This window comes from Mannheimia kashgarensis (genome assembly GCF_041807705.1).
GTDB lineage: Bacteria > Pseudomonadota > Gammaproteobacteria > Enterobacterales > Pasteurellaceae > Mannheimia.
The window spans coordinates 60098-83948 of the sequence record NZ_JBGTYY010000001.1; the positions used below are offsets into that span (position 1 = coordinate 60098).

General features: G+C 39.1%; 20 protein-coding genes and 1 riboswitch. Of the genes, 7 read left to right on the forward strand and 13 right to left on the reverse strand.

Annotated elements, in window-relative coordinates; translation table 11 throughout:
• Window positions 1-211 precede the first annotated feature (211 nt).
• The 4 genes from tyrA to pyk all read right to left on the reverse strand — a co-directional run bounded on the left by tyrA (window position 212) and on the right by pyk (window position 5151).
• Window positions 212-1333 carry a bifunctional chorismate mutase/prephenate dehydrogenase gene (gene tyrA, locus ACERCF_RS00300; protein WP_373624220.1) on the reverse strand — a complete coding sequence of 374 codons (1122 nt, stop codon included), beginning with the start codon at window positions 1331-1333 and terminating at the stop codon, window positions 212-214.
• Window positions 1334-1478: 145 nt separating this feature from the next.
• Complete coding sequence (locus tag ACERCF_RS00305; RefSeq protein ID WP_373624221.1) at window positions 1479-2540, reverse strand: 3-deoxy-7-phosphoheptulonate synthase; 1062 nt, start codon at window positions 2538-2540, stop codon at window positions 1479-1481.
• Between the two features lie 37 nt (window positions 2541-2577).
• The gene (locus ACERCF_RS00310; protein ID WP_373624222.1) at window positions 2578-3615 is read right to left on the reverse strand and encodes a glycosyltransferase family 9 protein; all 1038 of its coding nucleotides are present in this window, start codon (window positions 3613-3615) and stop codon (window positions 2578-2580) included.
• A 96-nt stretch (window positions 3616-3711) separates the two neighbouring features.
• A complete protein-coding gene (pyk, locus tag ACERCF_RS00315) occupies window positions 3712-5151 on the reverse strand; it encodes a pyruvate kinase (protein ID WP_373624223.1) in 1440 nt (479 codons plus the stop codon).
• Between the two features lie 125 nt (window positions 5152-5276).
• Between pyk and sixA the strand changes: the two genes are divergently transcribed.
• The 3 genes from sixA (at window position 5277) to fis (ending at window position 7274) form a co-directional block, all read left to right on the forward strand.
• Window positions 5277-5765 carry a phosphohistidine phosphatase SixA gene (sixA, locus tag ACERCF_RS00320; protein WP_373610438.1) on the forward strand — a complete coding sequence of 163 codons (489 nt, stop codon included), beginning with the start codon at window positions 5277-5279 and terminating at the stop codon, window positions 5763-5765.
• 219 nt (window positions 5766-5984) lie between these two features.
• The gene (dusB, locus tag ACERCF_RS00325) at window positions 5985-6947 is read left to right on the forward strand and encodes a tRNA dihydrouridine synthase DusB (protein WP_373610437.1); all 963 of its coding nucleotides are present in this window, start codon (window positions 5985-5987) and stop codon (window positions 6945-6947) included.
• Window positions 6948-6977: 30 nt separating this feature from the next.
• Window positions 6978-7274, forward strand: coding sequence for a DNA-binding transcriptional regulator Fis (gene fis / locus ACERCF_RS00330; RefSeq protein WP_006247967.1), 297 nt, complete (start codon window positions 6978-6980; stop codon window positions 7272-7274).
• Between the two features lie 104 nt (window positions 7275-7378).
• On the opposite strand, the gene ACERCF_RS00335 is transcribed toward fis, so the two are convergent.
• The 4 genes from ACERCF_RS00335 to gloA form a co-directional block, all read right to left on the reverse strand.
• Window positions 7379-10177 carry a lactoferrin/transferrin family TonB-dependent receptor gene (locus ACERCF_RS00335; RefSeq protein WP_373624224.1) on the reverse strand — a complete coding sequence of 933 codons (2799 nt, stop codon included), beginning with the start codon at window positions 10175-10177 and terminating at the stop codon, window positions 7379-7381.
• Window positions 10178-10264: 87 nt separating this feature from the next.
• A complete protein-coding gene (locus ACERCF_RS00340) occupies window positions 10265-12022 on the reverse strand; it encodes a transferrin-binding protein-like solute binding protein (protein ID WP_373624225.1) in 1758 nt (585 codons plus the stop codon).
• Window positions 12023-12156: 134 nt separating this feature from the next.
• Complete coding sequence (gene rnt / locus ACERCF_RS00345) at window positions 12157-12822, reverse strand: ribonuclease T (RefSeq protein ID WP_373624226.1); 666 nt, start codon at window positions 12820-12822, stop codon at window positions 12157-12159.
• Between the two features lie 81 nt (window positions 12823-12903).
• On the reverse strand, window positions 12904-13311 hold the full coding sequence (gloA, locus tag ACERCF_RS00350) for a lactoylglutathione lyase (RefSeq protein ID WP_373610433.1): 408 nt from the start codon (window positions 13309-13311) through the stop codon (window positions 12904-12906).
• Window positions 13312-13402: 91 nt separating this feature from the next.
• Here gloA and ACERCF_RS00355 point away from each other — a divergent pair, with 91 nt between their 5' ends.
• From ACERCF_RS00355 to ACERCF_RS00365, 3 genes are read left to right on the forward strand one after another with little or no spacing between them, the layout of a single operon-like run.
• Window positions 13403-14221, forward strand: a complete 819-nt coding sequence (locus ACERCF_RS00355; RefSeq protein ID WP_373624227.1) for a hypothetical protein — start codon at window positions 13403-13405, stop codon at window positions 14219-14221.
• 4 nt (window positions 14222-14225) lie between these two features.
• Window positions 14226-16937 (forward strand): YdbH family protein, encoded by a 2712-nt coding sequence (locus tag ACERCF_RS00360; protein ID WP_373624228.1) that lies wholly within the window; start codon window positions 14226-14228, stop codon window positions 16935-16937.
• Window position 16938: 1 nt separating this feature from the next.
• Window positions 16939-17142, forward strand: coding sequence for a YnbE family lipoprotein (locus tag ACERCF_RS00365; RefSeq protein WP_373610430.1), 204 nt, complete (start codon window positions 16939-16941; stop codon window positions 17140-17142).
• Here ACERCF_RS00365 and folK read toward each other — a convergent pair.
• From folK to thiB, 4 genes are all read right to left on the reverse strand, one after another.
• A complete protein-coding gene (gene folK, locus ACERCF_RS00370; RefSeq protein WP_373610429.1) occupies window positions 17139-17612 on the reverse strand; it encodes a 2-amino-4-hydroxy-6-hydroxymethyldihydropteridine diphosphokinase in 474 nt (157 codons plus the stop codon). The two genes, ACERCF_RS00365 and folK, sit on opposite strands and share 4 nt — an antisense overlap.
• Window positions 17613-17704: 92 nt before the next feature.
• Window positions 17705-19219, reverse strand: coding sequence for a polynucleotide adenylyltransferase PcnB (gene pcnB, locus ACERCF_RS00375; protein WP_373610505.1), 1515 nt, complete (start codon window positions 19217-19219; stop codon window positions 17705-17707).
• A 66-nt stretch (window positions 19220-19285) separates the two neighbouring features.
• The gene (gene dksA, locus ACERCF_RS00380) at window positions 19286-19735 is read right to left on the reverse strand and encodes an RNA polymerase-binding protein DksA (RefSeq protein ID WP_373610428.1); all 450 of its coding nucleotides are present in this window, start codon (window positions 19733-19735) and stop codon (window positions 19286-19288) included.
• Between the two features lie 234 nt (window positions 19736-19969).
• A complete protein-coding gene (thiB, locus tag ACERCF_RS00385; RefSeq protein WP_373624229.1) occupies window positions 19970-20923 on the reverse strand; it encodes a thiamine ABC transporter substrate binding subunit in 954 nt (317 codons plus the stop codon).
• A 42-nt stretch (window positions 20924-20965) separates the two neighbouring features.
• Window positions 20966-21109, reverse strand: a riboswitch (TPP riboswitch).
• 231 nt (window positions 21110-21340) lie between these two features.
• On the opposite strand from thiB, the gene ACERCF_RS00390 reads away from it, so the two are divergent.
• Window positions 21341-22324, forward strand: coding sequence for an amidohydrolase family protein (locus ACERCF_RS00390; protein ID WP_373624230.1), 984 nt, complete (start codon window positions 21341-21343; stop codon window positions 22322-22324).
• 71 nt (window positions 22325-22395) lie between these two features.
• Here the strand turns inward: ACERCF_RS00390 and tdeA are convergent, their stop codons facing one another.
• Window positions 22396-23790, reverse strand: a complete 1395-nt coding sequence (tdeA, locus tag ACERCF_RS00395; RefSeq protein ID WP_373624231.1) for a toxin/drug exporter TdeA — start codon at window positions 23788-23790, stop codon at window positions 22396-22398.
• Between the last annotated feature and the right edge of the window lie 61 nt (window positions 23791-23851).

The following is a 23851-nucleotide window of genomic DNA, read 5'->3' on the forward strand; positions in this document are numbered from 1 at the left end:
ATCCTTAGTAGCGTTAAGGAGGCTTACGATGAAGTTTTGGATTTTACTCCTACTTCTTGCCGCTGTTGGCGCAGCGATTGAAGTATTTACCCTACTTCAATTAGTCGAGAGACTGGTGTCGTAAGTGGCACTCGCAAGGGGCGACTGGTAATCGCCCCAACTTCTTTATATTACATTGTATCAATATAGTTGTCAAAAATACCCTCAATAACTAACGTCTTGAATCATTCGCCTGTTGCAACAGCACTCTACTCTCTTTTAAGAATTGTTCGGAATAATCGCCAAACCAGTGATGAACTTCCTCAAAAGCCTTGATAAAACCGGCTTTGTCATTGCGTTTAAAGAAATCCAGCCCTTGTTCAAAACTCTCTTTCAAGGTTTCGATGGTGGCTAAATTTTCCGGTTTATCGGCAATAATATCGGCATATAGGCTGCCGTCTTGGGCAAATAAACGCCCAATCATTGCCAACTCTAAGCGGTAAATCGGCGAAGATAGAGCCAATAATTGAGAGAGTTGCACCGGCTGGCGAGAGAGGTGTAGCCCGAATGCAAAGGTGGAAAAGTGGCGTAAGGCTTGAATGTAAGTCATTGCGTTATCGTGTGCTTTTGCCTCAATCGGTTCAATTTTCGCACCCCAAATTTTCATTTGTTCAATCAGCCATTCATAACGCTCAGGGAAACGCCCATTACAGCAAGCAATCACCTGTTTTGCCTGACTCGCAATATCTGGCCCAAACATTGGGTGCAAACCAACTACCGCTCCATTATGCACTTCCAACATTTTTTGTAATGGCTGATGTTTAACGGAGGTTAAATCCGCCAAAATCATATTTTCGGTTAAATAAGGTTTTAAGCGTTCGATGGTTTCTAGGGTGTTAGCAATCGGCACACACACAATAACCACATCGACATTGGCTAAAATCTGCTCGGCATTGCCCCAATCATCACTCCCTAACGCCTCCACATTATAGCCAGATAAGGTTAAATAATTGCTAAACAGCCCACCCAATTTCCCTTTACCGCCCACAATCACGATTTTTTGAATGGTGTCATTCACTCTTTTAAAACCGTGTTTATTTTCATTAGCATAGGATTCACGCATTATACGGCGTAGCACATCTTCAATCAGATCGGCTGGAATGCCTTGTTTTTCCGCCTCTTCTCGGCGAGCGGAAATCATTGCACTTTCTCGCTCTGGGGCATAAACTGGAATACCGTGTTCTGATTTCACTTTCCCTACTTCAGCCACAAGAGCTAAGCGTTTGGAAAGTAATGCAATAAGTTGTTGATCGACTTGGTCGATCTGTTCGCGTAATGGGGCTAATGGGTTCATATTTGTTATCAATGCTCTTATCAAGGTAAAACAAGCGGTCACAAAAAGCATCGCTTTTTGAACGTTGGCTTTGCCAACGGCAGCGAAGCTGTGAACAATCCTTACAAGGATTGTGAATAATTTTTATCTCATTTTTTGCAAATAGTTAATCTCGCAATTTTGCGGCAAAATGGGTTAAAAGCTCTTCTGTGGTTTGCCAGTCAATACAAGCGTCTGTAATGGAAACGCCATATTTCATCTGCTCGAACAGCAATTCTGATGATTGATTACCTGCGTGTAAATTGCTTTCAATCATTAAACCGATAATCGAGGTATTGCCTGCAAGAATCTGTTCCAAGGCATTTTCTGCCACAATCGGCTGGCGGCGGTAATCTTTATTTGAGTTGCCGTGACTACAATCGATCATAATCGCCGTAGGCAAATTCGCTTGTTTAAGTACCCACTCGCAATCATCAACATATTGTTTTTCATAGTTTGGCGTTTTGCCACCACGCAAAATAATGTGTCCGTCCGCATTGCCTTTGGTTTTGAGTAACGTCACCTGCCCTTTTTGGTTAATACCGATAAAACGATGGCTTTGGGCGGAAGATTGCATTGCATTTAACGCAACCGCTAAGCCACCATCTGTACCATTTTTAAAGCCAACCGCCATTGATAGGCCTGAAGCCAATTCACGGTGGGTTTGGGATTCGGTGGTTCTTGCCCCAATCGCAGACCAGCTGAATAAATCGGCAAGGTATTGAGGGGTCATTGGATCTAGGGCTTCAGTTGCCAGCGGTAAGCCGAGTTCAGCTAAATCAAGACAAAGTTTACGCCCGATACGCAAGCCTGTTTCGACATCAAAAGAGCCGTCCATTTTCGGATCGTTAATTAAGCCTTTCCAGCCCACTGTGGTACGAGGTTTTTCAAAATAAACACGCATTACAATGTAGAGCTTATCGCTTACTTGATCTGCAAGTGCCTTGAGTTTTTTACCATATTCAATAGCAGCTACTGGATCGTGAATAGAGCAAGGCCCGATCACAATTAACTGGCGTTTATCACGTCTGTGGATAATATCTGAGATCTCTTTGCGTGAGCGTGCAATTTGCTCTCGTAAATGTTCTGGTAATGGAAATTCCTGTTTTAGCTCGTATGGGGTAAGTAAAACTTTTTCATCTTGAATATTAACATTGTGTACGCTATCTTGATTGAATACAGTGTTCATTTTATTTTCCTTGTGTAAATTTTAAATTACACTTAATTTACAGCTTTATTTTTAAAGTTTCAACTATTTTTTGCTTAACCGCCTCAACAGTGATTTTTTCCATCCAATCTTTACCTTTGGCTTTGGTTGCCCAAGCCAGTTCTTGCCAAGATTTACCGTAGGATTGCAAAATTGCCTCATCATATACAGAAACCACCTTATCTAAATCTTGATAGGGCCCTGTTCGTCTTGGGTTATGGATTGCATACAAGCCAATAACAGGTGTGTTCTGAGTAGTCGCAATATGGGCTGGGCCTGAGTCTGAAGAAATCACTAAATCCACTTGTCGAATAACACCTGCAAGCTGTTTTAATGAGGTTTTCCCTGCAATATTAACGCACTTAGGTACAAGTTGCTGAATGTTATTCGCTGTATCCATTTCATATTGAGAAGGGGAACCTGCAATTAATACATTGATGTTTTGCGTACCTAGCCAGTTTGCAATTTCTGCATATCGTTCTGGCAACCAATCTTTCTCTTTTTTACTTGAGCAAGGAGCAATTAGTACATTTTTTCGAGTAAAATCAATGAATTGTTTACTATAAGCTAAATCTTCATCACTTATTGGCAAATGCCAATTTGCTGATAAATCCGTTACGCCAATGGCTTTTGCAAACATCATTTGTCCATCAAGAACGTGGGGAGAATTTGTCATCTCCACTTTCTGATTGGTAAACAGCCACTGCATTTCTCTTGCTCTGTCTTTATTAAAGCCGATTTTTTTATCGGCTTTAATCCCAAGTGAAAGCATTGAGGCTCTAAATGCGGTTTGCAAATTAAGTAAAAAATCGAACCGCTTGTGAGAAAGGGAACTCCATAACGTAAAGATTCCTTTCCACCCTGTTTTTTTATCATAGGGAATGAGGGTAACATTCGGGATATCTTTCATTAAAGCGGCTTCAGTTTTGCCGATAATCCAAGTAATTTCAGCAGAAAGATAATGTCGCTGAATAGCTTGCACTACCGCTAAAGTGTGGCACACATCGCCAATAGCAGAGAGGCGTAAAATACAAATCGAGAGTGGTTTATTTGGCATAGTAATCTAACGGGTTAAACATTGAGTAGGCTTATATTAAGATATAAAAAAAGCCACATAAAGTGTTTTATGTGGCTTTTGGCGTTAATCGGTAGGTTATTCAACTCTTAAGATACGGCAAGTATTTGTACCGCCTGCTCTTAACTCATCACCGTGAGTTAGAAGTACTAATTCACCAGTTAATAAATAACCTTGCTCTTTTAATTGGACAATAGCTTTTCTAGCACCTTCCATTGTGCGGCTATCTTCATTGTAATATACAGGTGTTACACCACGATATAATGCACAAAGATTTAATGCCTTTTGGTTGCGAGACATTGCATAAATCGGCAAGCCTGAGCTAATACGGCTGGTTAATTTCGCTGTTTCGCCTGAGTGAGTTAATGAAATAATTGCAGATACGCCTTCTAAGTGGTTAGCTGTGTACATTGCAGACATTGCAACTGCTTCTTCAATTGATTTAAATCTACCTTCCATACGATGACGAGAAATGTTAATACTTGGCATTGTTTCCGCACCTAAGCACACTTCAGCCATTGATTTAACGGTTTCAACAGGGTAATCACCGTTTGCCGTTTCACCTGAAAGCATTACCGCATCAGTACCATCTAATACTGCGTTTGCAACGTCCATTACCTCAGCACGGGTTGGCATTGGTTTTTTGATCATTGATTCCATCATCTGTGTTGCCGTAATAACCACACGGTTTAATTTGCGGGCACGGCGGATTAAACGTTTTTGTACACCCACTAATGCAGCATCACCAATTTCAACGCCTAAATCACCACGCGCAACCATCACCACATCTGCACCTAAAATGATGTCGTCCATTGCTTCTTCCGTTGCAACAGTTTCTGCACGTTCAACTTTTGCTACAATTTTTGCATCTAAACCTGCTTCTTTCGCTAATTGGCGAGCATAATCTAAGTCAGCACTTGATTGTGGGAATGAAACCGCTAGGTAATCTACACCAATTTTCGCCGCTAATTTAATATCTTCTTTATCTTTTTCAGTTAATGCAGGAGCTGATAAACCACCGCCTAATTTGTTGATCCCTTTATTGTTTGATAACGGGCCGCCAACGGTTACTTCGGTATGCACTTTCACACCATCAACTTCTAACACTTTAAGTTGTACGTTACCGTCATCTAATAACAAAATATCGCCCGGTACTACATCGTTTGGTAAGTTTTTATAGTCTAAACCTACTGCATATTGATGACCTTCGCCACGTGGTAAATCTGCATCTAAGGTAAATTTGTCGCCAATGTTTAAGAAAATTTTGCCGTCTTTAAATGTAGAAACACGAATTTTAGGGCCTTGTAAATCGCCTAAAATAGCAACGTGGCGACCTAATCTTGAGGCAATTTCACGCACTTTATTTGCACGCTCGATATGATCTTCAGGGATACCGTGAGAGAAGTTCATACGCACCATATTCGCACCTGCGGCAATAATTTTTTCTAACGTATTGCCACGATCCGTTGCTGGTCCCATTGTACAAACGATCTTGGTTCTTCTGAGTTTTCTAGACATTATTTGACTCCGTAATAAATTTAAAAATATAAGTTAAAATCTTTCTAAGCACTTGATTATGCGTTAAACGGGGGTCATTATACGCCTAAATGATAAGAGTTTAAATACAAGTTAAGGAGAATGTTATGAATATTTGGATTATGCGACACGGAGAAGCAGGTTTTAATGCCTCAAGCGATACTGCTCGTAGTTTAACCAACAACGGTATAAAAAATGTTATTTCACAAGGCAAATGGCTTGGAGAATATTTAAACAATAAGCAAATAACACTCGATAAAATTCTGGTTAGCCCTTATCTTCGAGCTAAGCAAACCCTTGAAAATCTCATTACAGGTATGCAAGCGGTCAATTTTTCCCAAAATTTTGCAACGCTTATCGAAGAGTGGGAAGAAATTACGCCAGATGGCAACCCCTACACGGTTGAAGACTATCTCCATTTTTTAAGAGAAGAAGGAGCAAAAAATATTCTGTTGGTATCTCATTTACCATTGGTGTTCGATTTAAGCCAACGTTTAACCAACAACCGAAGCAATGTGCAATTCCCAACTTCCACCATTGCAGAAATTCATTGGGTTGGAAACCGTGGTGAAGTTGCTGAAATAAAGCACGCTTAGCCCTATTTTTTATATTGTCAATAAAAATATTTTCACTATTTTTGCAAATTGTCTAATTTATAGACTTCCAAAATGATTAAAAAATGCGTATTATACGCCCCCTAAATCAGTAAAACTGATAACTAAATGATTAATAAAGAAGTACGGTATTTGCCGTACTTTTTATTTGGATATCCCTCTGGTTAAAATTACTTCAAATTTGTTAATAAAAGGTTAAAAATGCAAATAGGACAATATGAAATTAAAAACCGTATTTTCCTTGCACCGATGGCAGGTATTACCGACCAGCCTTTTCGCCGATTATGTAGCCAACTTGGTGCAGGTTTGACGTTTTCAGAAATGATGTCCACAAATCCTGATGTATGGCATACCGAAAAATCGAGATTGCGTTTAGCTCATCACGAAGAAATCGGCATTAATGCTGTACAAATTGCAGGTTCAGATCCAATAGAGATGGCAGAAGCCGCAAAAGTGAATGTTGAGTATGGTGCCAATATTATTGATATTAATATGGGTTGCCCCGCTAAAAAGGTAAACAAAAAAATGGCAGGCTCTGCTCTGCTGCGTGAACCTGAATTAGTCGCTCAAATATTAGATGCTGTGGTTAATGCCGTTGATGTGCCTGTTACGCTAAAAATTAGAACAGGCTGGGATCTTGAAAATAGAAATTGTCTGGTAATAGCCAAAATTGCAGAACAATCCGGCATTAAAGCCCTTACTATTCACGGACGCACCCGCAGTTGTTTATTCAATGGCGAGGCGGAATATGAAAGCATCAAAGCCGTTAAACAAGCTGTATCAATCCCCATTATTGCTAATGGCGATATTATTTCGGCTGAAAAAGCGAAATCTGTTTTAGATTACACCAATGCTGATGCAGTAATGATTGGGCGAGGAAGTTTTGGTAATCCTTGGCTATTTAAGGAAATCAACGATTTTTTTGAAACCGGGCAATATTCCACATTACCCGAAAATGAAAAATATCAACTAATGTTTAAGCATATTGAAGACTTACACCACTTTTATGGGGAAGAAAAAGGCTATCGAATTGCTCGTAAACACGTTGGTTGGTATGTGGAACAATTACAACCGGAATCAAATTTTAAACGCACTTTTAATACGTTAAGCTCAACCAAAGAGCAATTAAACGCATTAGAAGATTTTGTTAAATCGATTCGTTAGAATCTTAATAATAAAGTTGGATAGAAAAAAATGTTAGAACAACAACCTACACAAAACCCATTAACAGTAACAATGTTAAATGCACAAGCACAACAGGTTAATAAACCTCTTCGTGATAACGTTAAAGCAGCATTAAAAAACTATTTATCTCAATTAAATGGTGAAGATCCAACAGAATTATACGAATTAGTATTATCTGAAATCGAACACCCAATGCTAGATATGGTAATGCAATACACCCGTGGCAACCAAACCCGTGCTGCCACAATGCTAGGCATTAACCGTGGCACATTACGCAAAAAATTAAAAAAATACGGTATGGGTTAGTCTAACCGACCGTTAAAACACGATTTTAATTCGTATGTAATTAGTTAGAGCCAACAAAAAACGCTGAATATACTATTCAGCGTTTTTCTATTTTATTTTGCCGTCTAAAACTTCATTTCAAATGCTAAACTGAAATTTCGCCCCGGTGCGGCAAATCGACTGTAATTGCTACCTCGGTCTTGGTTTACCGCATTCACACCGGATTGACGCACTGATTCCCAAGTAGAATATTTACGGTTAGTCACATTATAAATGCCACCTCGTAATGTATAGTTTTTATAATTGATGTAACCGGTGATATCGTGAGTGTACCAAGAACCGGTAAGTTTGCCACCTAAATCAACGCGATATATGCCGTGATGACGTGTGCCTACCACCTCATCGGCGTTTTTGGCTTTAGAATAGGTGGTAGTAATGCCAATTCCCCATTTTTCTTCTGGGTGATCGTAGCCGAATCCAAGCACATAGCGTGCTGGCTGAATCGCATCTAGAATAGGATCGTTTACGCTATCGAGTCTTGAGTCGTTTAGTTTCCGCTCTTTTACTTTTACACGGTTATAAGCAACTGATGAATAAAAACCATCTGGCAGCATAGATAAAATACCGTGTAAGTCAAATTTAGCGACTAAATTTATCCCGTTTAGTGCTACATCTTGAATATTATGGTAGTTATAGAAACAGTGTGATTTTTGTATTATTCTTTTACATGCTGTCGCAATCATATTTTTATAGTTATTACGGAAATAGCTCACATCAAGGTAACCAAATTGACCTTTAAAGCTAACTCCAATCTCATGATTAGTCGATTTTTCTGGCTCTAACTGGTGGCTACGTTGCGCGCGTTGCACATATTCGTTATCTTTAAGCCCAATATGATCACGTTTACCATAAAGTTCATAGAATGCAGGCACTCTAAAACCGTTTGAAATGCGATAAGAAAGCGATACAAACTCTGTTGGTTTAAGCGTAATCCCACCATTCCAAGACCAATTTCGATAAGTTCGGCTAAGTGTCCACGGATCATCAGATTTAAATCGATGTTGATCAAAACGCACCCCTAATCCCAAATCCACATACTCGCTCGTTATCAGATCGCGGAAGCTAACAAAATGGCTACCGCCTTTAATTTTACGCGGTTCACAGTTTATGATGTCGCCGTGTGTATTATTACACAAAGATACCGTTTCAATACTGCGTGGATTGCGACGATAAATATATGGGTCATTTAAACGCCCTCTACCGCGGTAGCTGGTATAACCGCCTTTGGTATATTGGGCAGTTATATCCCCATGATCCATAAGCGAATTAAATCGATCAAAGCCCAACCCTAAATTCAGTTTGTGGGTTTGCTTAAATACGCCTTGACCAGCATTTAGCGCTTTATCAAATTCTAAATGAATGACACGATGCTTTTCTTGGTAATTATTACGCTCAGTTCGATACATCGACCAAGATTTATCCAAAGTCGGACGGCAATTTTTATCTACCACAGGATAATCGCTACAATGCAAGCGATGTAGCCGGCTATATAGTTCAATATCTTGTTTATCCGCACTGAGTTTAATGCTATCCAACCAGCGATTATTCTCTGGTTTATATTTATAGGTGAATCCTAAACGACGTTTGTGGTGATGTTCATCAAAAAACTTCACATGGCTATAACGCACCCCATAAGGGATCCTTTTATTGAACACTAAGCCATCTAAAATATTATCCCCTTCATAAACAGAAGAGTTCTTACGTGATAAGTCGTCTACCCTGATATTAATATCGTCTTTTGTATAGTAAGCTGGCGTTTGCATATCACGCATATCATAGCGCTGCTTCGTATCTTCTAAGATTGCGCCAAGATAATGAGACGAGTTAAAGTGATAGCCAAACTTCATAAAAACAGAATTACTCTTGTAATCTAAAGGGTTTGGTGCAATGCGATCTTTACCGGTATATTCTTGGGCTGAGAGCTGCTCAGTGCGATAAGGAATCTGCTCAAGCTGTTTGCGCTCTTCAGGCGTATATTCCGGAGATGTTCTCACTGGGAAATTATCGCGGTTCAACTTAGGCCTTGCACGAGGAGTACAATCTAATGTTGGGCAAGTATCTTCCACAATAAAAAAAGATCCTCCGGGAGCATTCTGTGCGGAATCTGGGTAAAGATCGTAGCGATTTTCAAAGCCGGTTATACGACGAATATTATGTTTTAATTTATTTGCCTCGGAATGAATTTTGGTCTCTTTACCGTGTCGGTGAGTTGCAATAACAAGTGCTTCAAAACCACCCGCCTCACCAGCCGCTGCGATAGACTGTAAAAAATGGCTATTTTTGCTGGCATAAGAGGTCTTACTATCTAAGCCCCAATGCTGCCCCTCTTTAATAATATCCTGCGCATCTTTAGTACGAAAACCAATAGCACCACCTAGCGCACCAGAACCATATTCCGCAGAACTTGCTCCTTTGCTTAACTCAATTGAACGAATGTTTTCATACTCAATCTCATTAATTGCACCACCATTAGCATCTGAACCTAGCGTATGATAATGCTGCGCTTGTGGTAGCCCATCAACAAGTAAGCTGACACGGTTTTTATCTACACCTCGAATGGCATAGCCACTACTTGCACCGCGACCTTGTTCCACCACCGAAATACCAGGGTCATAGCGAGTTAAATCACGAATACCAAGAATTTGATTTTTACTCATTTCGTGATAATTTTTCACTACTTTCCCCAAGCCAGTTACTTCGTTTTGACGTTCGTGAGCATAATGGCTCTCTGTCACAATAACTTCATCGAGAACTACAGAATGATCGTTTGTCATTTGATGTTCATTAGCAAATAATTGAGAGTGTGAGACGGAAAAAATGACTGCTATAGCAATCGGCGAATAATGGAAAGTATGTTCTTTCATTGTTTTATTTATCTCCTTTAGATTTTGCATTTTTTTGGCGAAAATTACCCGCTTGTTAGAGCGGGTAAGTCTTGGCTTATTTTCTACCTAGCGTTTTCCACCGAAAGTGATACTCACTTTATCTTTATTAGTTTCTGCACTATGCACAATGCCGCCTAATTCAGCAGCTTGCGGACCATAAAAACCACCTTCAAATTTGGCATTAAGATGAACATCTGTACCACCAGTTGTACTCTTATTATCAATATTAAAGCCTTTTTCACCCGTTTTTGCTGTACCGCTAAAACCATTGCCTTCAATCTTTCCATCTAATGTCAGCATCGGATTTGTCTCTAAACCATCATTTGCAATTAATTTGCCCTCAATCTTCTTATCAGCAAAATTCACATTAAATATAGAACGAGTACCATGAGCTTTATCACTTGGCGAATCGCCACCTACACGCTCGTCCTTACTACGAATGATGCCATTCCAAGTGCCAGTATAACGATAAATACGAGCCTCTTTTGGTAAATCAGCAACTGCCGTACGTTCACCCACTAGGTATTGATGCCCGTCTTTACCCACTTGCTCAAATGTACCGAATTTGACATAGTCTAAATTATTACAACAGACTGTAATTTTGTAATCTTTACCATTTATATTTTTTGTTAATGCTTGATAAAAATCCATATCAGCAAAACGTGTTTTTTCTTCTGGCAATAAAGCAATTTGAACACCATCAATAACTAAATGAGTTGCCAGACCAAAAGTATCCATATCTGATTTAGCCAAATCTTTCAAACTCACTTGCACTGAATCAAATTTCTTTTCGACCTTGTCTTCACCTTTTTCATCACGCTTACCCGCAAATACAACGAAAATTGATTTGTCATCTGCCAAAAATTTTCCCGCAAGTTCCTGAGCTTTATCGCCATAAAAACCGCCTTCTACTGTATTACTATCTTTACCAAAGTAAGGATCGTCTGTTTTTAAAGCCTTTGCCTTACCATTAAAGCGGTTTCCGTGGATATTCGCTTCTATCTTATAATGATCAGTAATTTCCTGCTTGTCCTTTTTCCTTGGATTTACATAGCCATTTTTAGTTAAAGTACCTTTAAGCGTTTTATCGCTAAAATTAACCTCAAACTTACTACTATGCCCTACAGGATTGTCTTCCACCTCTGTATTTGCTTGGTTGTTTTCTGGCGTAGCCCCAACATTCGTACCAGCACCTCCTTCAAAATACTTACTTTTATTTTTTGTAGATGCATTAGTAGTAAAATCCCAAGTTCCTTCATAAGTTGCTACTTGGGTTGGGAAAGCTTTAGATGGTTGAGTGCCTAAATAATAAACATACCCTGTATGGCCTGTTTTTAGAAGACGAGGTTCTCCTCGTTTACTTGTCTCGGCTGCAGCACCTAAATGAAGGAAATAACCCGAACGAACAAATTTCATCTCTCGCTTACGATGTAATTTTTTTCCATCGTGAGTATGAATAATCAGGTCTTCATCACCACCAAGCTTTTTCACTTCTTCAAAAAGTTTTTTTACTTCTTTCTCAATATCTAACGACTCACCTACAATAGGCGTGATCGCCTCAATCGCCCCATTTTCCTCTCCAGTGCCACCAAAGAAATTACGACGTGGAATTTTAGTTTGAAATCCTAAGGATGGTTGAGCCGGGCTTTCAGTCGAAGATATCGTTCTACGTTCTGATTTAGGTTGGGCTGTTGAGTCTTTAGAAGAGCTAGAATAAGATGAGCTTGCCTTAACTGAATTGGTATCAAAACTACCACCGTTTGAAGTACAAGCCGAAAGTAGTACAGCATTCAATAAAATAACGCTATTTTTTATTTTAAACACAATTTTCTCCTTAATTAAAAATGATTACCATTTTATTTATATAGAAGGACTGTGTAAATAGCTAGATTATATTTTTTTAGAGAGCCATCTTTTAAATAATAAAAATTGAAAAATAACGCCCATCTTCCTCTACACTAAATGTGTGGAAAGCCGCCCAAATCTTTTAGTTTATTCACCATAGCACAAAATAGCTCTGTGGTCTTTTCGGTATCGTATAATGCTGAATGCGCTTGGTGCCCGTCAAAGTTAATTTGGGCAGCTTGGCAGGCTTTAACTAACACGGTTTGCCCATACATAAAACCAGCAAGTGTTGCGGTATCAAACATTGCAAAAGGGTGGAATGGATCACGTTTAGCGTTAATCCGCTTGATTGCTGCTTGTAAAAAACTCTGATCGAATGTGGCATTATGAGCCACAATAATCGCACGCTGGCAACCTTGTTCTTTCATCGCCCTACGCACCATTTTAAACATTTCAGGGATCGCAATATTCTCTGCCACCGCACCACGCAGGGGGTTATCAATATCAATGCCGTTAAATTTAAGAGATTCGGGGTTGATATTTGCCCCTTCAAATGGCTTGATATGAAAATGGCATTTTTGATCTTCAACTAAATAGCCGTTTTCGTCCATTCTAACTGTAATTGCCGCCAGCTCCAATAACGCATCGGTTTGAGCATTTAGCCCTGCCGTTTCAACATCAATCACAACAGGCAAATAGCCACGAAAGCGATTTTTTAATAGATTATAATCGGTTGGTGGTGTAGTCGATTGAGGGATAGATTCAGTTATATTTTCCATTTTATTTCAACTTAAAAATACAAGCGGTCTGATTTGCAAAATTTTTTACAAATCCGACCGCTTGTGACTATGTGAAAGGAATTAGTTTCCTAATGCGGCTTGTGCGTTTTTATTTTCAATAAATTCGATTTTGTAACCATCGGGATCTTCAGCAAATGCAATCACGGTTGTGCCGCCTAATACAGGGCCTGGCTCACGCGTAATATTACCGCCTGCGGCACGCACATCTTTAATCGTTTGATAAATATCATCAACGCCTAATGCGATATGACCATAAGCTGTGCCTAGCTCGTAGCTATCCACGCCCCAGTTGTAAGTTAGCTCAATCACTGCACTTTCGCTTTCGTCGGCATAGCCTAAAAAAGCTAAAGAGTATTTGTATTGCTCATTCTCACTTCTGCGTAACAAACGCATACCTAACACTTCGGTATAGAATTTGATTGAACGCTCTAAATCTCCAACGCGTAACATTGTGTGTAAAATTCGCATATTTTCTTTCCCCCTTGAAGTTAAAAAGTCTTGCGTATTATGGCATAATTTGAGCCTAAAATCATTTTCTTTCCATTTTTTAGGATTATTTATGGCTCACGATCACGACAGCCCATCAAAACTTGAAATTGCCACACACGCAGCTCTGCCGATGGTGTTAATGTTATTTATTGAAATGGCACTTAATTTTTACGCCGCTCCGGATAACACCATTTTCATCTCTCCTTATTTATTGGCGTTTTTTGTTACCTCTTTCATTGCCATTTTAGTATTATGGAAAGGCGAAATTTGTCGTGGACAAACCAGTCGTTTAACCTTTATTCTGCCTTTTTTACTGATTTTTGCCGTTGGGAATTTCATTTATTCGATTGGCTTCACACCTAAATATAACCCAATGGCGATTGCAAGTTTTGCTGCTATTTTATCTTGCTTGATCTATTTTCGTTTGCCCGAAGATGAAACGCTCTACAACACCTTAATCTATTGTGGTTTTGGCATTGTGGCAATCGGCACTATTCAATATTTGGCGATTTATTGGATTGAATTGCCTTCATTATTTAACGGCATTCGTGCCAATAATTTTGCCCAAGTGCTACTTGGGATTTTACTCGCTGGCTGGTATTTAATGCTGGCAAAAAGCCGTTTAGAGGTGTTCTTAAAATTATTGGTAAAAGCGGCGTTAATTGCCTTAATACTTAATTACTGCTGGTCTGCATTTGTGCTATATCAACATTTGCAAATTATGCCAGAGATGCCGTTGCTCTCATTTATTCTTTATTTTGCCACACAATTTGTGATTTTATTGATGTTAGCGTGGTTACTACTTGGAAAAAATATTAAAAATCCGACCGCTTGGAGTGTCGCCACACTGCTTGCAATGTTATACCCTTTTGCGAATGTAGTAGCCTGATTTTATGAGATGGGCGTTACACATTTTCGGCATACTTACCGCAATCTTGATTGCGGCTACTGCCTTTTTATTTGTACCTAATGCCCAACTTGCTATTCCTATTAACTGGATTTTGCCGAAAGATTGGAAAGTGCAACTTCCACAAGGGCTACACCTGAATTGGCAAGGCTCATCCGTTTCACAATTCCAACTTTCTTATCAAGATTGCCCGCTGATTAGTGCGGATAAAACGGATCTTACTTGGATTAAGCAAAACCATCTGTTTGTTGAACAATTAGATATTGACTACCGCTGTTTATCGCTTTTTCCTCAATCAGAAAATAGTGATACCTATACGTCGCTAAAAGCATTACTGGCGGTAATTCCTGATGGTGAAGCGACCATTCATTCGCTTAATTGGAAAAATCTGCCTGCGAATTTCAACCCAAGAATTATCCAGTTATTAGAACAACAAGCCGCTTTAAAACTTTCATTGTCTAATGGGGAAATCAAGGCTACATTAGCTCAACAAGCGGTCAATTTTTCTGCCTTTCTTGCAAATAGCAAATTGAATGCCGATTTAACTTATCAGCCGAGCGAGAAAGAGCAACATAAACTCACGCTTTCTGCTGACATTGAGGATAATTTCCTTACTCTCCCGCCAGCCCTTTCAGCAGAATATCATTGGCAGCTTCCTGATGAAGTCATTACAACAAAAGCCTTACAAACAGGACACTCCACCCTCAACTGGCAGAAAAATACTGAAGACCAGCTTGCAGGAAATTGGGTGGTAAGCCTTAATAAAGCTGAAAATGATAAACTCGATTTCCCTTTTTTGTTTGATGGCAAAAACCTAGAAATCAAACAAGGACGTTTCGACTGGCGTTTAACCGAACGTTTTCCGCTTCACGGTTTTGTTAGTGCAAAATTTACGCCAAAATCCTTTACTAACGAGCCATTTTTTCCTCTAAAAACTGCTATCCGCATCAGCCTACTCTCCCAAAACAGTTGGGGAAAAGGCAATATTGTTATCTCCAATTCTGAGGGAGAAATGACCGAACAAGGGCTGAATTTACCACTGCGTTTAACAGGTAATATCAAACATGGCAATTTTATTCTTTACAGCAGTATTCCGCTGGATTTTCAGGGTACTTACGATGATTTAACCCTGAAATTCCTACCTACTTCCCTGCTTCGTTTGACAGGTAAAGAGCGTTATTTAACGATTGATGATTTACGTTTTCCACTGGCGGGAATCAAAATAGATAAACAGGGTATTCACGGGCGATTACACGCTATTCTTCGAGGGCAAAGTCCTGACTTTAAAAATATTGAATTCCATTTAGATGGACAAGCTCAAAATTTTAAAGCAGGAGCGTTAGATTTTTTCCAAGATCCAAGAGACCCAAAAGCCGTTAAAGATAGTTGGAAATGGCGAATTTGGGGAAGCTCTAAGCTTGATGCTTTGAACAGCAAAGTGACTTTAAGCGGTCGAGGGCAATGGCATAAAAATACAGTACAGCTTAATGAGCTGAAGGGGGATTTATCCTCTGTAAGGCTTGACGGCATAACCATTCCTAAAACAGAGCTAACTAACACCCAAGCGATTAAATTTAATATCAAAAAATTCTCACTTGACGGAGCTATTCAGCTCAAATCACCTGAAATTAAGTTTGATTACGGTGGGCTACTACCAAAACCGCAAACAAAACTTGCTTTTAACGGCGAGTTGGAAAATCTTAATTTTAAAGGAACCGTCAATACCACCGAACTCGGGCCGCTTAGATTATTTGCTCGTCGCCAATTAACCGCAGATGCCAGCAAAATCATCGGTAAACTCTATTGGCTAGAGCAGTCTGCACAAGGCTTTCAGCCACTTTTCCCATTTCGGAGTCAATGGATAATTAATAGCGGTACAATTCGTGGCGAAACGGCATTTACCACCAGTGCAGAAAAAGGCTTAATTGCAGGCGGACACTTAGCCATTCGCAACGGAGGATTATCCTTACCAGATGGCGAGATAAAAGGCATTGAATTTGCTCTACCTTATCGTTACCGAGATGGACGTTTTCATTTCGGGGTAAAACAACCGATTGATGTAAACATAGCACAAATCAAACTAGGCGATTTAGCCCTTGATAATGCCTCAATGAAAATTAATGGCTACTACCCCTACACTAAAGCTAAACCATTGAATTTAAATCAGTTATCCTTTGATTTATTTGGCGGTAAACTCAATGTAAAACGCTTTGCTCTACCGCAAACCGAACTGGCTTATTTGAATTTAGAGCAGTTAGATTTTGAGAAAATTTTGCAATTTATGCAGTATCAACAAATCGATCTGAAAGGTAAAGCCAACGCAACCTTGCCATTTTGGTTAAGCGGTAAGCCTTGCTATATCTGTGATGGCTTACTTACACAAGCGGAAACCTCTTATCTAACCTTTACCCCTGAATTGCTGTCTGAAATGCAGAAAAGTGGTTACACCGAACAAATTTTGTTACATTTGGTGGATAAAAGCACGATTAATGATTTTCGTAGTCTGATTAATGTCGGCCCGAAAGGCGATTTAGTGCTGGACGGAAAATTAAAATTATCTTCTAATCAAAATCAATCAAAAGTGAATTTAAACTATAATCATCGAGAAAATATGTTTGATTTGTGGCACTTAATTAACTATGGCTCACAATTTGAACAAAAATTAGAAAATTATCTCTATCAAAAATTAGAAAAGTAATATGGAAAAGATAAACATCGCTCAACTTGGTTTTGCAATTTTTTTGCTAAATTTAACCGCCTGTACCCCTAAAGTACAGCTCGAAACACCAGCGGAAGGGATTACGATTAATATGAATGTGGTAGTAGATCACCGCATTGATGTGAAGATGGACGAGAAATCCCGTGCGGTGATCACGAAAAGTGAAAATAAAACGAAAAATTAATTAAACGTTACCATTTGATGATCTTTAAATTGCCGGTAAATATCGGCTAATTTTTCCCCTGTCGGCAGCACTAATTCGGGGCTTAAATCAAACATCGGCACAATCACAAATTCCCGATTTTTCATCTCGATATGCGGCACATTCAAACGTTCGGTTTGAATTTGCTCATTTCCGTACAAAATAATATCCAAATCCAACGTCCGTTCGCCCCAACGACGTAAACGCACTCTGCCCTGTTCGTTTTCAATACTTTGGAGCTTATCCAACAATTCGGTTGGCGATAACTCGGTTTCAAATTTCGCTACGGCATTCACATAATCGGGCTGGTCTTGCGGCCCAACAGGTTTTGAACCGTAAAATGGGCTAACCTCAAAATGAATTGCAAATTTTTTCAATTTTTCGACCGCTTGTTTAATTTGCTTAAGCGGATTATCTAGATTTGAGCCTAAGGCGATATAGACAGTTTGCATAATTTTCCTTTCCTAAAAAAGTAGGAGCGAAAAATCTTTCGCCCTTAATAATATATTGAAAATATGAGCGAAGATTTTTCGCCCCTACAAAATTATTCTGCTTTAGCAGTTTTCGGTTTTTTCTTAAACGTTCTGCGGCGACGTTTTTTCTTCACTTCCGCCTGTACATTTGGTAAATGGCGAACCGATTTTAACAATTCATTGCGTTGTCCTTCATTACTGAATTGGTATTCGTGCCACCAAGCGGAAAGCTCAACTAAATCGCCCCCTTCAATTTCTGCACGCATTACCAGTAAGTCAAAACCTGCACGGAATTTGATATGCTCTAACGTTTGCTGTGGGCGGTTGCCTGTGCGTTTCATCATTTGGAACTGTAACGCCCAAATATCACGAATAACTGAAGTATGACGGCGGTGCAGAGCAACGGCTTTACAGCTATCGGCTAAGATATCGTTTGCTGCTAACATCATTGCATCATGGCTGTTAAAACCGCCTTCATTTTTAAGTTGTTCCATTTTTTCACGCAATGGATACCAAAGTAGAGCCGCAAATAAGAACGCAGGATTCACAGGCAATTTATCTGCAATGCGTTCATCTGTGGAATTTAATGCTTTGGTAATCATTCTCTCCGCATTCGAATCGCCTTTTGGCGTGAAAAATGACGTTAAAACAGGGAACAAGAATTGCCATAAATCGTATTCACGCAGTAATTTATAGGTTTTCAGCCCTGCTCCTGTTTGTAATAATTTGAGCGATTCATCAAACAAACGAGCTGCCGGGATATTGGTTAAAAGCACCGCCATATCACGAATTGGAGCTTCTGTTGCTTTATCAAGGAACATATCCAGCTTCGCCATAAAACGAATGGCTCTAATCATACGCACAGGGTCTTCTTGGTAGCGAATAGCAGGCTCACCAATTAGCGATAATTTACCCACCCGTAAATCTTCAATGCCCTTAAAGAAATCAAAAATCAAGTTACGTTTGGTATCGTAATATAACGCATTAACGGTAAAATCACGACGCTCGGCATCGTCTCTTAATGTGCCGTATACATTATCACGCAATAGCATTCCTTCATCGCTTACTTTCGAGATTTTGTCATTGCTGTGGGAAGCGTGCCCTGCTCGGAAGGTTGCCACCTCAAAAATTTCACGCCCGTAAACAATGTGAGCTAAGCGGAAACGACGACCGATTAATCGGCACTGTCTGCCAAAAATACGCTGAATTTCTTCTGGGCGAGCATTAGTGGCAATATCGAAATCTTTTGGTTTTTTCTCAAGTAATAGATCACGGATACAACCGCCAACAATATAGGCTTCAAATCCTGCAAGATGTAATTTATCTACAATAGAAAGGGCATTTTTAGGGAAATCCTTCGGACTAATGCCGTATTGAGCAGCACTTAACGTAAATTTTTTATGTAGGAGATGAGAAGGCACATCTGTTTGATGACCTTTACTGCCTTTTTTATGGCTTTTTTGCTCTGTTAATTTAGGGGCTGAACGTTTAGGACGAGTAGATTTAGTTGTTTTCTCTGCTCTTGGTTCAACTACTGGCTTATTTTCCTTTTCTTGCTTTTTCGGTTTGGAAAATAATGACTTAATATAATTAAAAATAATACACCTCTAAATAGTAAATGCCTCTTATAAAAGAGGCATTATGTAATTTGCTTATAAACCTAACTGCTTCTCACGAATTTCAGCTAACGTTTTGCAATCTATACATAAATCTGCGGTTGGTCGGGCTTCTAAGCGTTTGATCCCAATTTCTACGCCGCAAGCGTTACAAAAGCCGTAATCGTCTTCTTGAATTCTATATAACGTTTGCTCAATTTTTTTCAATAATTTACGCTCACGATCACGGTTACGAAGTTCTAAACTGAACTCTTCCTCTTGGCTTGCACGATCGTTAGGGTCAGCAAAGTTTGTCATATCTTCTTGAAGCTGGCTTTTTGTGCGTTCTGCTTCTTCCATAATTTGACCGTGCCACGCTGTCAGAATTTTTTTGAAATGCTCACGTTGAGCTTCATTCATATACTCTTCATCTTTTGCCGGCTCATAAGGCTCAACACCTGCTAATGCTAATAAACCAAGAGAGGTGGTTTTAGCCGCTTCAGTCATAGATTACTCCTTGTTTGGAATTTTATTGTCAAAATTATATCCCGAATACGACCTAACTTCCTTGTAACTGCATATACGAAAAAATCAACATCTTCGGGTTTTTAGTAATGGCGGCTATAAATAACACAAAATTGAATGACTAACAAATAAATTTGCAAAAATTTTGCATTTATACTGATCTATTTGTACAAAATGATAGCCGAATTACAATTCGGCTATCATTCTGCTTATTTATTACCAGCTTTTTGACCAATCTGCGAGCCATTTTTGAATGGTGTCATTAGATGGTGGGTTAAATTCTAATGTTTTATAGCCTGGCATTTCTGCAAAAGCAGAATCAACACCTTCCGCTAAAACAGGATTCATCACATTATGATAAGAAATAATATGTTGCGACTCCGGCTTATGCAAAAATGCTAAAAATTGATTTGCTAACGCTCTTTGTTTAGTCGTTTTTACAATTGCCGCATTTTCCACTTGAACTAAATGCCCTTCCTCGAATGGAGCTGCTATATATTTATCGGTGTTTTCGTGCCACGTATGATATAAAGGCGATGTAGTATAACTTAATACTAAATCCGATTCCCCTTTTAAGAAAGCTCCATAAGTTTCAGACCAGCCTTTACCTACCGTTATGGTATGTTTTGCCAATGTTTTCCAAGCAGTTGGAGCTTCATCACCATACACTTGATTTACCCACATTAAGAAGCCTCGCCCAACGCTACTGGTTCTTGGGTCTTGATAAATAATTTTTAAATCTTGGCGTTCAACCAGTTCTTTCAAACTTTTAGGTGGATTTTTGAGCTTTTCTTTATCGTAAATAAAGGCATAAGAGCCTGTATCATACGGAAAGAAAATTTTATCTTTCATCTCTAATTTGGTTTTTGCATCAAACTCAGTAAATAGCCCTGAACTCTCTGCTTCGGCTTGCAAGAAATTATCAATGCCTAACACCACATCGGCTTTGGTTTTTTCACCTTCTAAACGCACACGGTTGAACATTGTTACACCATTATCAAACGGCATAAATTTTAAATCACAGTTACACTCTTTCTCAAAATTTTGCTCTAATTTTGCAGCCGGACCATATTCAGAGGCAAACGAACTATAAGTGTAAACGGTAAGTGTTGGTTGGTTGGCAAAAGCGGTGGCGGTAAGTAGTGCCAATGAAGATAAAATCAGTTTCATAAAAAGCCCTTCTAAATTACGTTGATAGAAGGATTTAAGAGGCAAGTTTGCTATCTCAAATCCCTACGCTGATATTAATCAGATCAGGTTCTATGGGTATTTCTCAGCTACAAGCGGTTGGATTTTAGCGAAAATTTGCAAATTTTTAGGCAAATTAGACCGCTTGTTGCACCCCAATGAGAACGCTTTATTGTAAAAAGTTTGTTGCTGAATTTCAATATTCGCAAACGTTTGCTATTTAGTTAAAAAATCATTATACTATCGCCCTAGTCCAAACAAGGAACTAGAGATGAAACAGATAAAATCCCTTAAACCGAATTCTAAATAACAGCTACGCATCGTTTTCTGATGCGTAGCTGTTTTTTTATTTATTTTACAGACTTAAATTTGCAAGAATATTAAAGAGGAAAATAACAAATGAGCCAGTTGATTCGTACCCTAAAAGGTCATATTCGTGATGAAATCATCAAGCAAGGCGGCTGGGTAAATGCACACGCTCACGCAGACCGTGCATTTACAATGACGCCAGAGAAAATCACTGTTTACCAAAATGCGAATCTACAACAAAAATGGGACTTGGTAGATGAAGTAAAACGCAATTCAAGCGTAGAAGATTACTACCGCCGCTTCTCGCAAGCCATTGAATTGATGATTTCACAAGGGGTTACCGCATTCGGGACTTTTGTGGATATCGATCAGGTATGTGAAGACAGAGCGATTATTGCCGCTCATAAAGCCCGTGAAGTGTATAAAAATGATATTGTCTTAAAATTTGCTAACCAAACGTTAAAAGGTGTGATTGAACCAACGGCGAAAAAATGGTTCGATATTGGCTCTGAAATGGTAGATATTATCGGCGGCTTACCTTACCGTGATGAAGTAGATTACGGCAAAGGCTTAGAGGCGATGGATATTTTAATGGAGACAGCTAAGTCACAAGGTAAAATGCTGCACGTTCACGTCGATCAATTTAACTCGCCAAAAGAAAAAGAAACCGAGCAACTCTGTGATAAATCGGTAGAACACGGAATGCAAGGACGTGTTGTGGCAATTCACGGTATTTCAATTGGGGCCCACCCAAAAGATTACCGTAAAATGTTGTATCAAAAAATGCGTAATAGTCAAATGATGGTCATTGCTTGCCCGATGGCGTGGATTGATAGTGGTCGTAAAGAAGATTTGCAACCTTTCCATAATGCTCTAACTCCTGCTGATGAACTAATTCCTGAAGGTATTACTGTTGCAATTGGTACAGACAACATCTGCGATTATATGGTGCCATTATGTGAAGGCGATATGTGGCAGGAGTTAAGTCTGCTCTCTGCGGGCTGCCGTTTTACTAACTTAGAAGAAATGGCAAATATCGCCAGTATTAATGGACGAAAAGTATTAGGCTTATAATTAATAGCTTTATTTATGCAAAAACAAAAAAGAGTTGATATGCTAAATATCAACTCTTTTTTAGTGCTACCTTATCTTCTATATTTACCCGCCATTGCTTGATAAACCGCATTTTCATTCGCTAAGATGGTGTATTTGGCATTTAAAATTGCCAATTGGGAATTACGCTCTGTATTCATTGCTGCTATCCATTCACGGAATTCTGAAACACCTTGTTCATAACGGTTTTTATAGTATGTACTTATGCGTTTATCTTGATTATACGCATCTTGTAGCACTTTTAACGAGCTTCTTGATTGCGTATAGCCATAATAATAACGGTCAATTTCATTTAATGCCGCAGTAATTTTTTGCTCATAATTTAAACGAGTCGTTACATAATCCGCTTCTGAAATTTTCACGTTATTTTTTACACGATTCCAATCTAAAAATGGTAACGCAAGTGATACAACACCACTTCCTACCGGATTATCGGCCACATTACCAATGTTAGCACCACTACCGGTAATTGAACCACCAATAGTTAAAGTTGGGAACCAACTCTTCTCTGTTGCGGTTAAAGTTTTAAACGCACTTTGTAAACGTTGTAATGAACCTACTACATCAGGGCGATTTGCAATAGCTGAAACAGGCACATTTAAATCTACGCCTTGTAATTTCACATTCATAATATTCGGATAACGGATATTAAGCGGTGTATTTGGGTGAATATTTAGCAAATTGCGTAACGTTTGTTCTGCTGTTTTTTGCATAGTGCGTAGCTCAATCACTTTATTACGAGCAGTTAAAACGGCTTGTTGAGCTTGATCTACTGCTAAACGGTCAATTGCACCTGCATTCATCTTGTTCGTTAAAATACGGCTGATTTGCTCGTAGTTTTTGATGCTTTCTTCAGTGATACGAATGGCATCACGGTAATAAGCCAATTGGTAATAAGTGGTTACTACAGAGTTGATAATAGATAAACGGGTCGCTTTTAAATCTTCCATTGTTGCTTTATGAGCCCATTCTGCGGCACTTGCGGTATCGGCTAAACGTCTCCACAAATCAATGGTATAGCTTAAATTAAATGCAGCTTGAGCTGCGGTAGTTGAAACACCTGTTGAAATATCATTAGACGAAGAGCCAATGCCTTTTGCCGCAGAAGCTGAGCCTGAGCCACTAAAGGTTGGCACTAAATTTGCCCCCACTAAATTAGCGTTATAAAGCGCTTTATTTACTGCAATACCGCTTTTCGCTAAATCAAGGTTATTTCTAATGGCTAAATCCACAATACGGTTTAATTCTGCATCATTGTAACCTTGCCACCATTGCCCATTAATTTGATATTGCTTTGTGATTTCATCATAGCTTTGGTAGGTTGCTTGTGCTTGTTGCAAAGTGCCATCATTACTCATATTTCCTGTGGTACAAGCCGTTACCGTTAAGGCTAACACCACAGAAAAGGCTAATTTTGAGAGTTTCATTCTATGTCCTTATTTAGGATAAAATAATTTTGGGAAAAAATTTGGGTAGAAAACTGGCGTA

What these genes read in the sequence shown, in the direction of transcription:
- tyrA (WP_373624220.1), bottom strand. Translation starts at nt 1,333, where the DNA reads ATGAACCCATTAGCCCCATTACGCGAACAGATCGACCAAGTCGATCAA.
- ACERCF_RS00305 (WP_373624221.1), bottom strand. Translation starts at nt 2,540, where the DNA reads ATGAACACTGTATTCAATCAAGATAGCGTACACAATGTTAATATTCAA.
- ACERCF_RS00310 (WP_373624222.1), bottom strand. Translation starts at nt 3,615, where the DNA reads ATGCCAAATAAACCACTCTCGATTTGTATTTTACGCCTCTCTGCTATT.
- pyk (WP_373624223.1), bottom strand. Translation starts at nt 5,151, where the DNA reads ATGTCTAGAAAACTCAGAAGAACCAAGATCGTTTGTACAATGGGACCA.
- sixA (WP_373610438.1), top strand. Translation starts at nt 5,277, where the DNA reads ATGAATATTTGGATTATGCGACACGGAGAAGCAGGTTTTAATGCCTCA.
- dusB (WP_373610437.1), top strand. Translation starts at nt 5,985, where the DNA reads ATGCAAATAGGACAATATGAAATTAAAAACCGTATTTTCCTTGCACCG.
- fis (WP_006247967.1), top strand. Translation starts at nt 6,978, where the DNA reads ATGTTAGAACAACAACCTACACAAAACCCATTAACAGTAACAATGTTA.
- ACERCF_RS00335 (WP_373624224.1), bottom strand. Translation starts at nt 10,177, where the DNA reads ATGAAAGAACATACTTTCCATTATTCGCCGATTGCTATAGCAGTCATT.
- rnt (WP_373624226.1), bottom strand. Translation starts at nt 12,822, where the DNA reads ATGGAAAATATAACTGAATCTATCCCTCAATCGACTACACCACCAACC.
- gloA (WP_373610433.1), bottom strand. Translation starts at nt 13,311, where the DNA reads ATGCGAATTTTACACACAATGTTACGCGTTGGAGATTTAGAGCGTTCA.
- ACERCF_RS00355 (WP_373624227.1), top strand. Translation starts at nt 13,403, where the DNA reads ATGGCTCACGATCACGACAGCCCATCAAAACTTGAAATTGCCACACAC.
- ACERCF_RS00360 (WP_373624228.1), top strand. Translation starts at nt 14,226, where the DNA reads ATGAGATGGGCGTTACACATTTTCGGCATACTTACCGCAATCTTGATT.
- ACERCF_RS00365 (WP_373610430.1), top strand. Translation starts at nt 16,939, where the DNA reads ATGGAAAAGATAAACATCGCTCAACTTGGTTTTGCAATTTTTTTGCTA.
- folK (WP_373610429.1), bottom strand. Translation starts at nt 17,612, where the DNA reads ATGCAAACTGTCTATATCGCCTTAGGCTCAAATCTAGATAATCCGCTT.
- dksA (WP_373610428.1), bottom strand. Translation starts at nt 19,735, where the DNA reads ATGACTGAAGCGGCTAAAACCACCTCTCTTGGTTTATTAGCATTAGCA.
- thiB (WP_373624229.1), bottom strand. Translation starts at nt 20,923, where the DNA reads ATGAAACTGATTTTATCTTCATTGGCACTACTTACCGCCACCGCTTTT.
- ACERCF_RS00390 (WP_373624230.1), top strand. Translation starts at nt 21,341, where the DNA reads ATGAGCCAGTTGATTCGTACCCTAAAAGGTCATATTCGTGATGAAATC.
- tdeA (WP_373624231.1), bottom strand. Translation starts at nt 23,790, where the DNA reads ATGAAACTCTCAAAATTAGCCTTTTCTGTGGTGTTAGCCTTAACGGTA.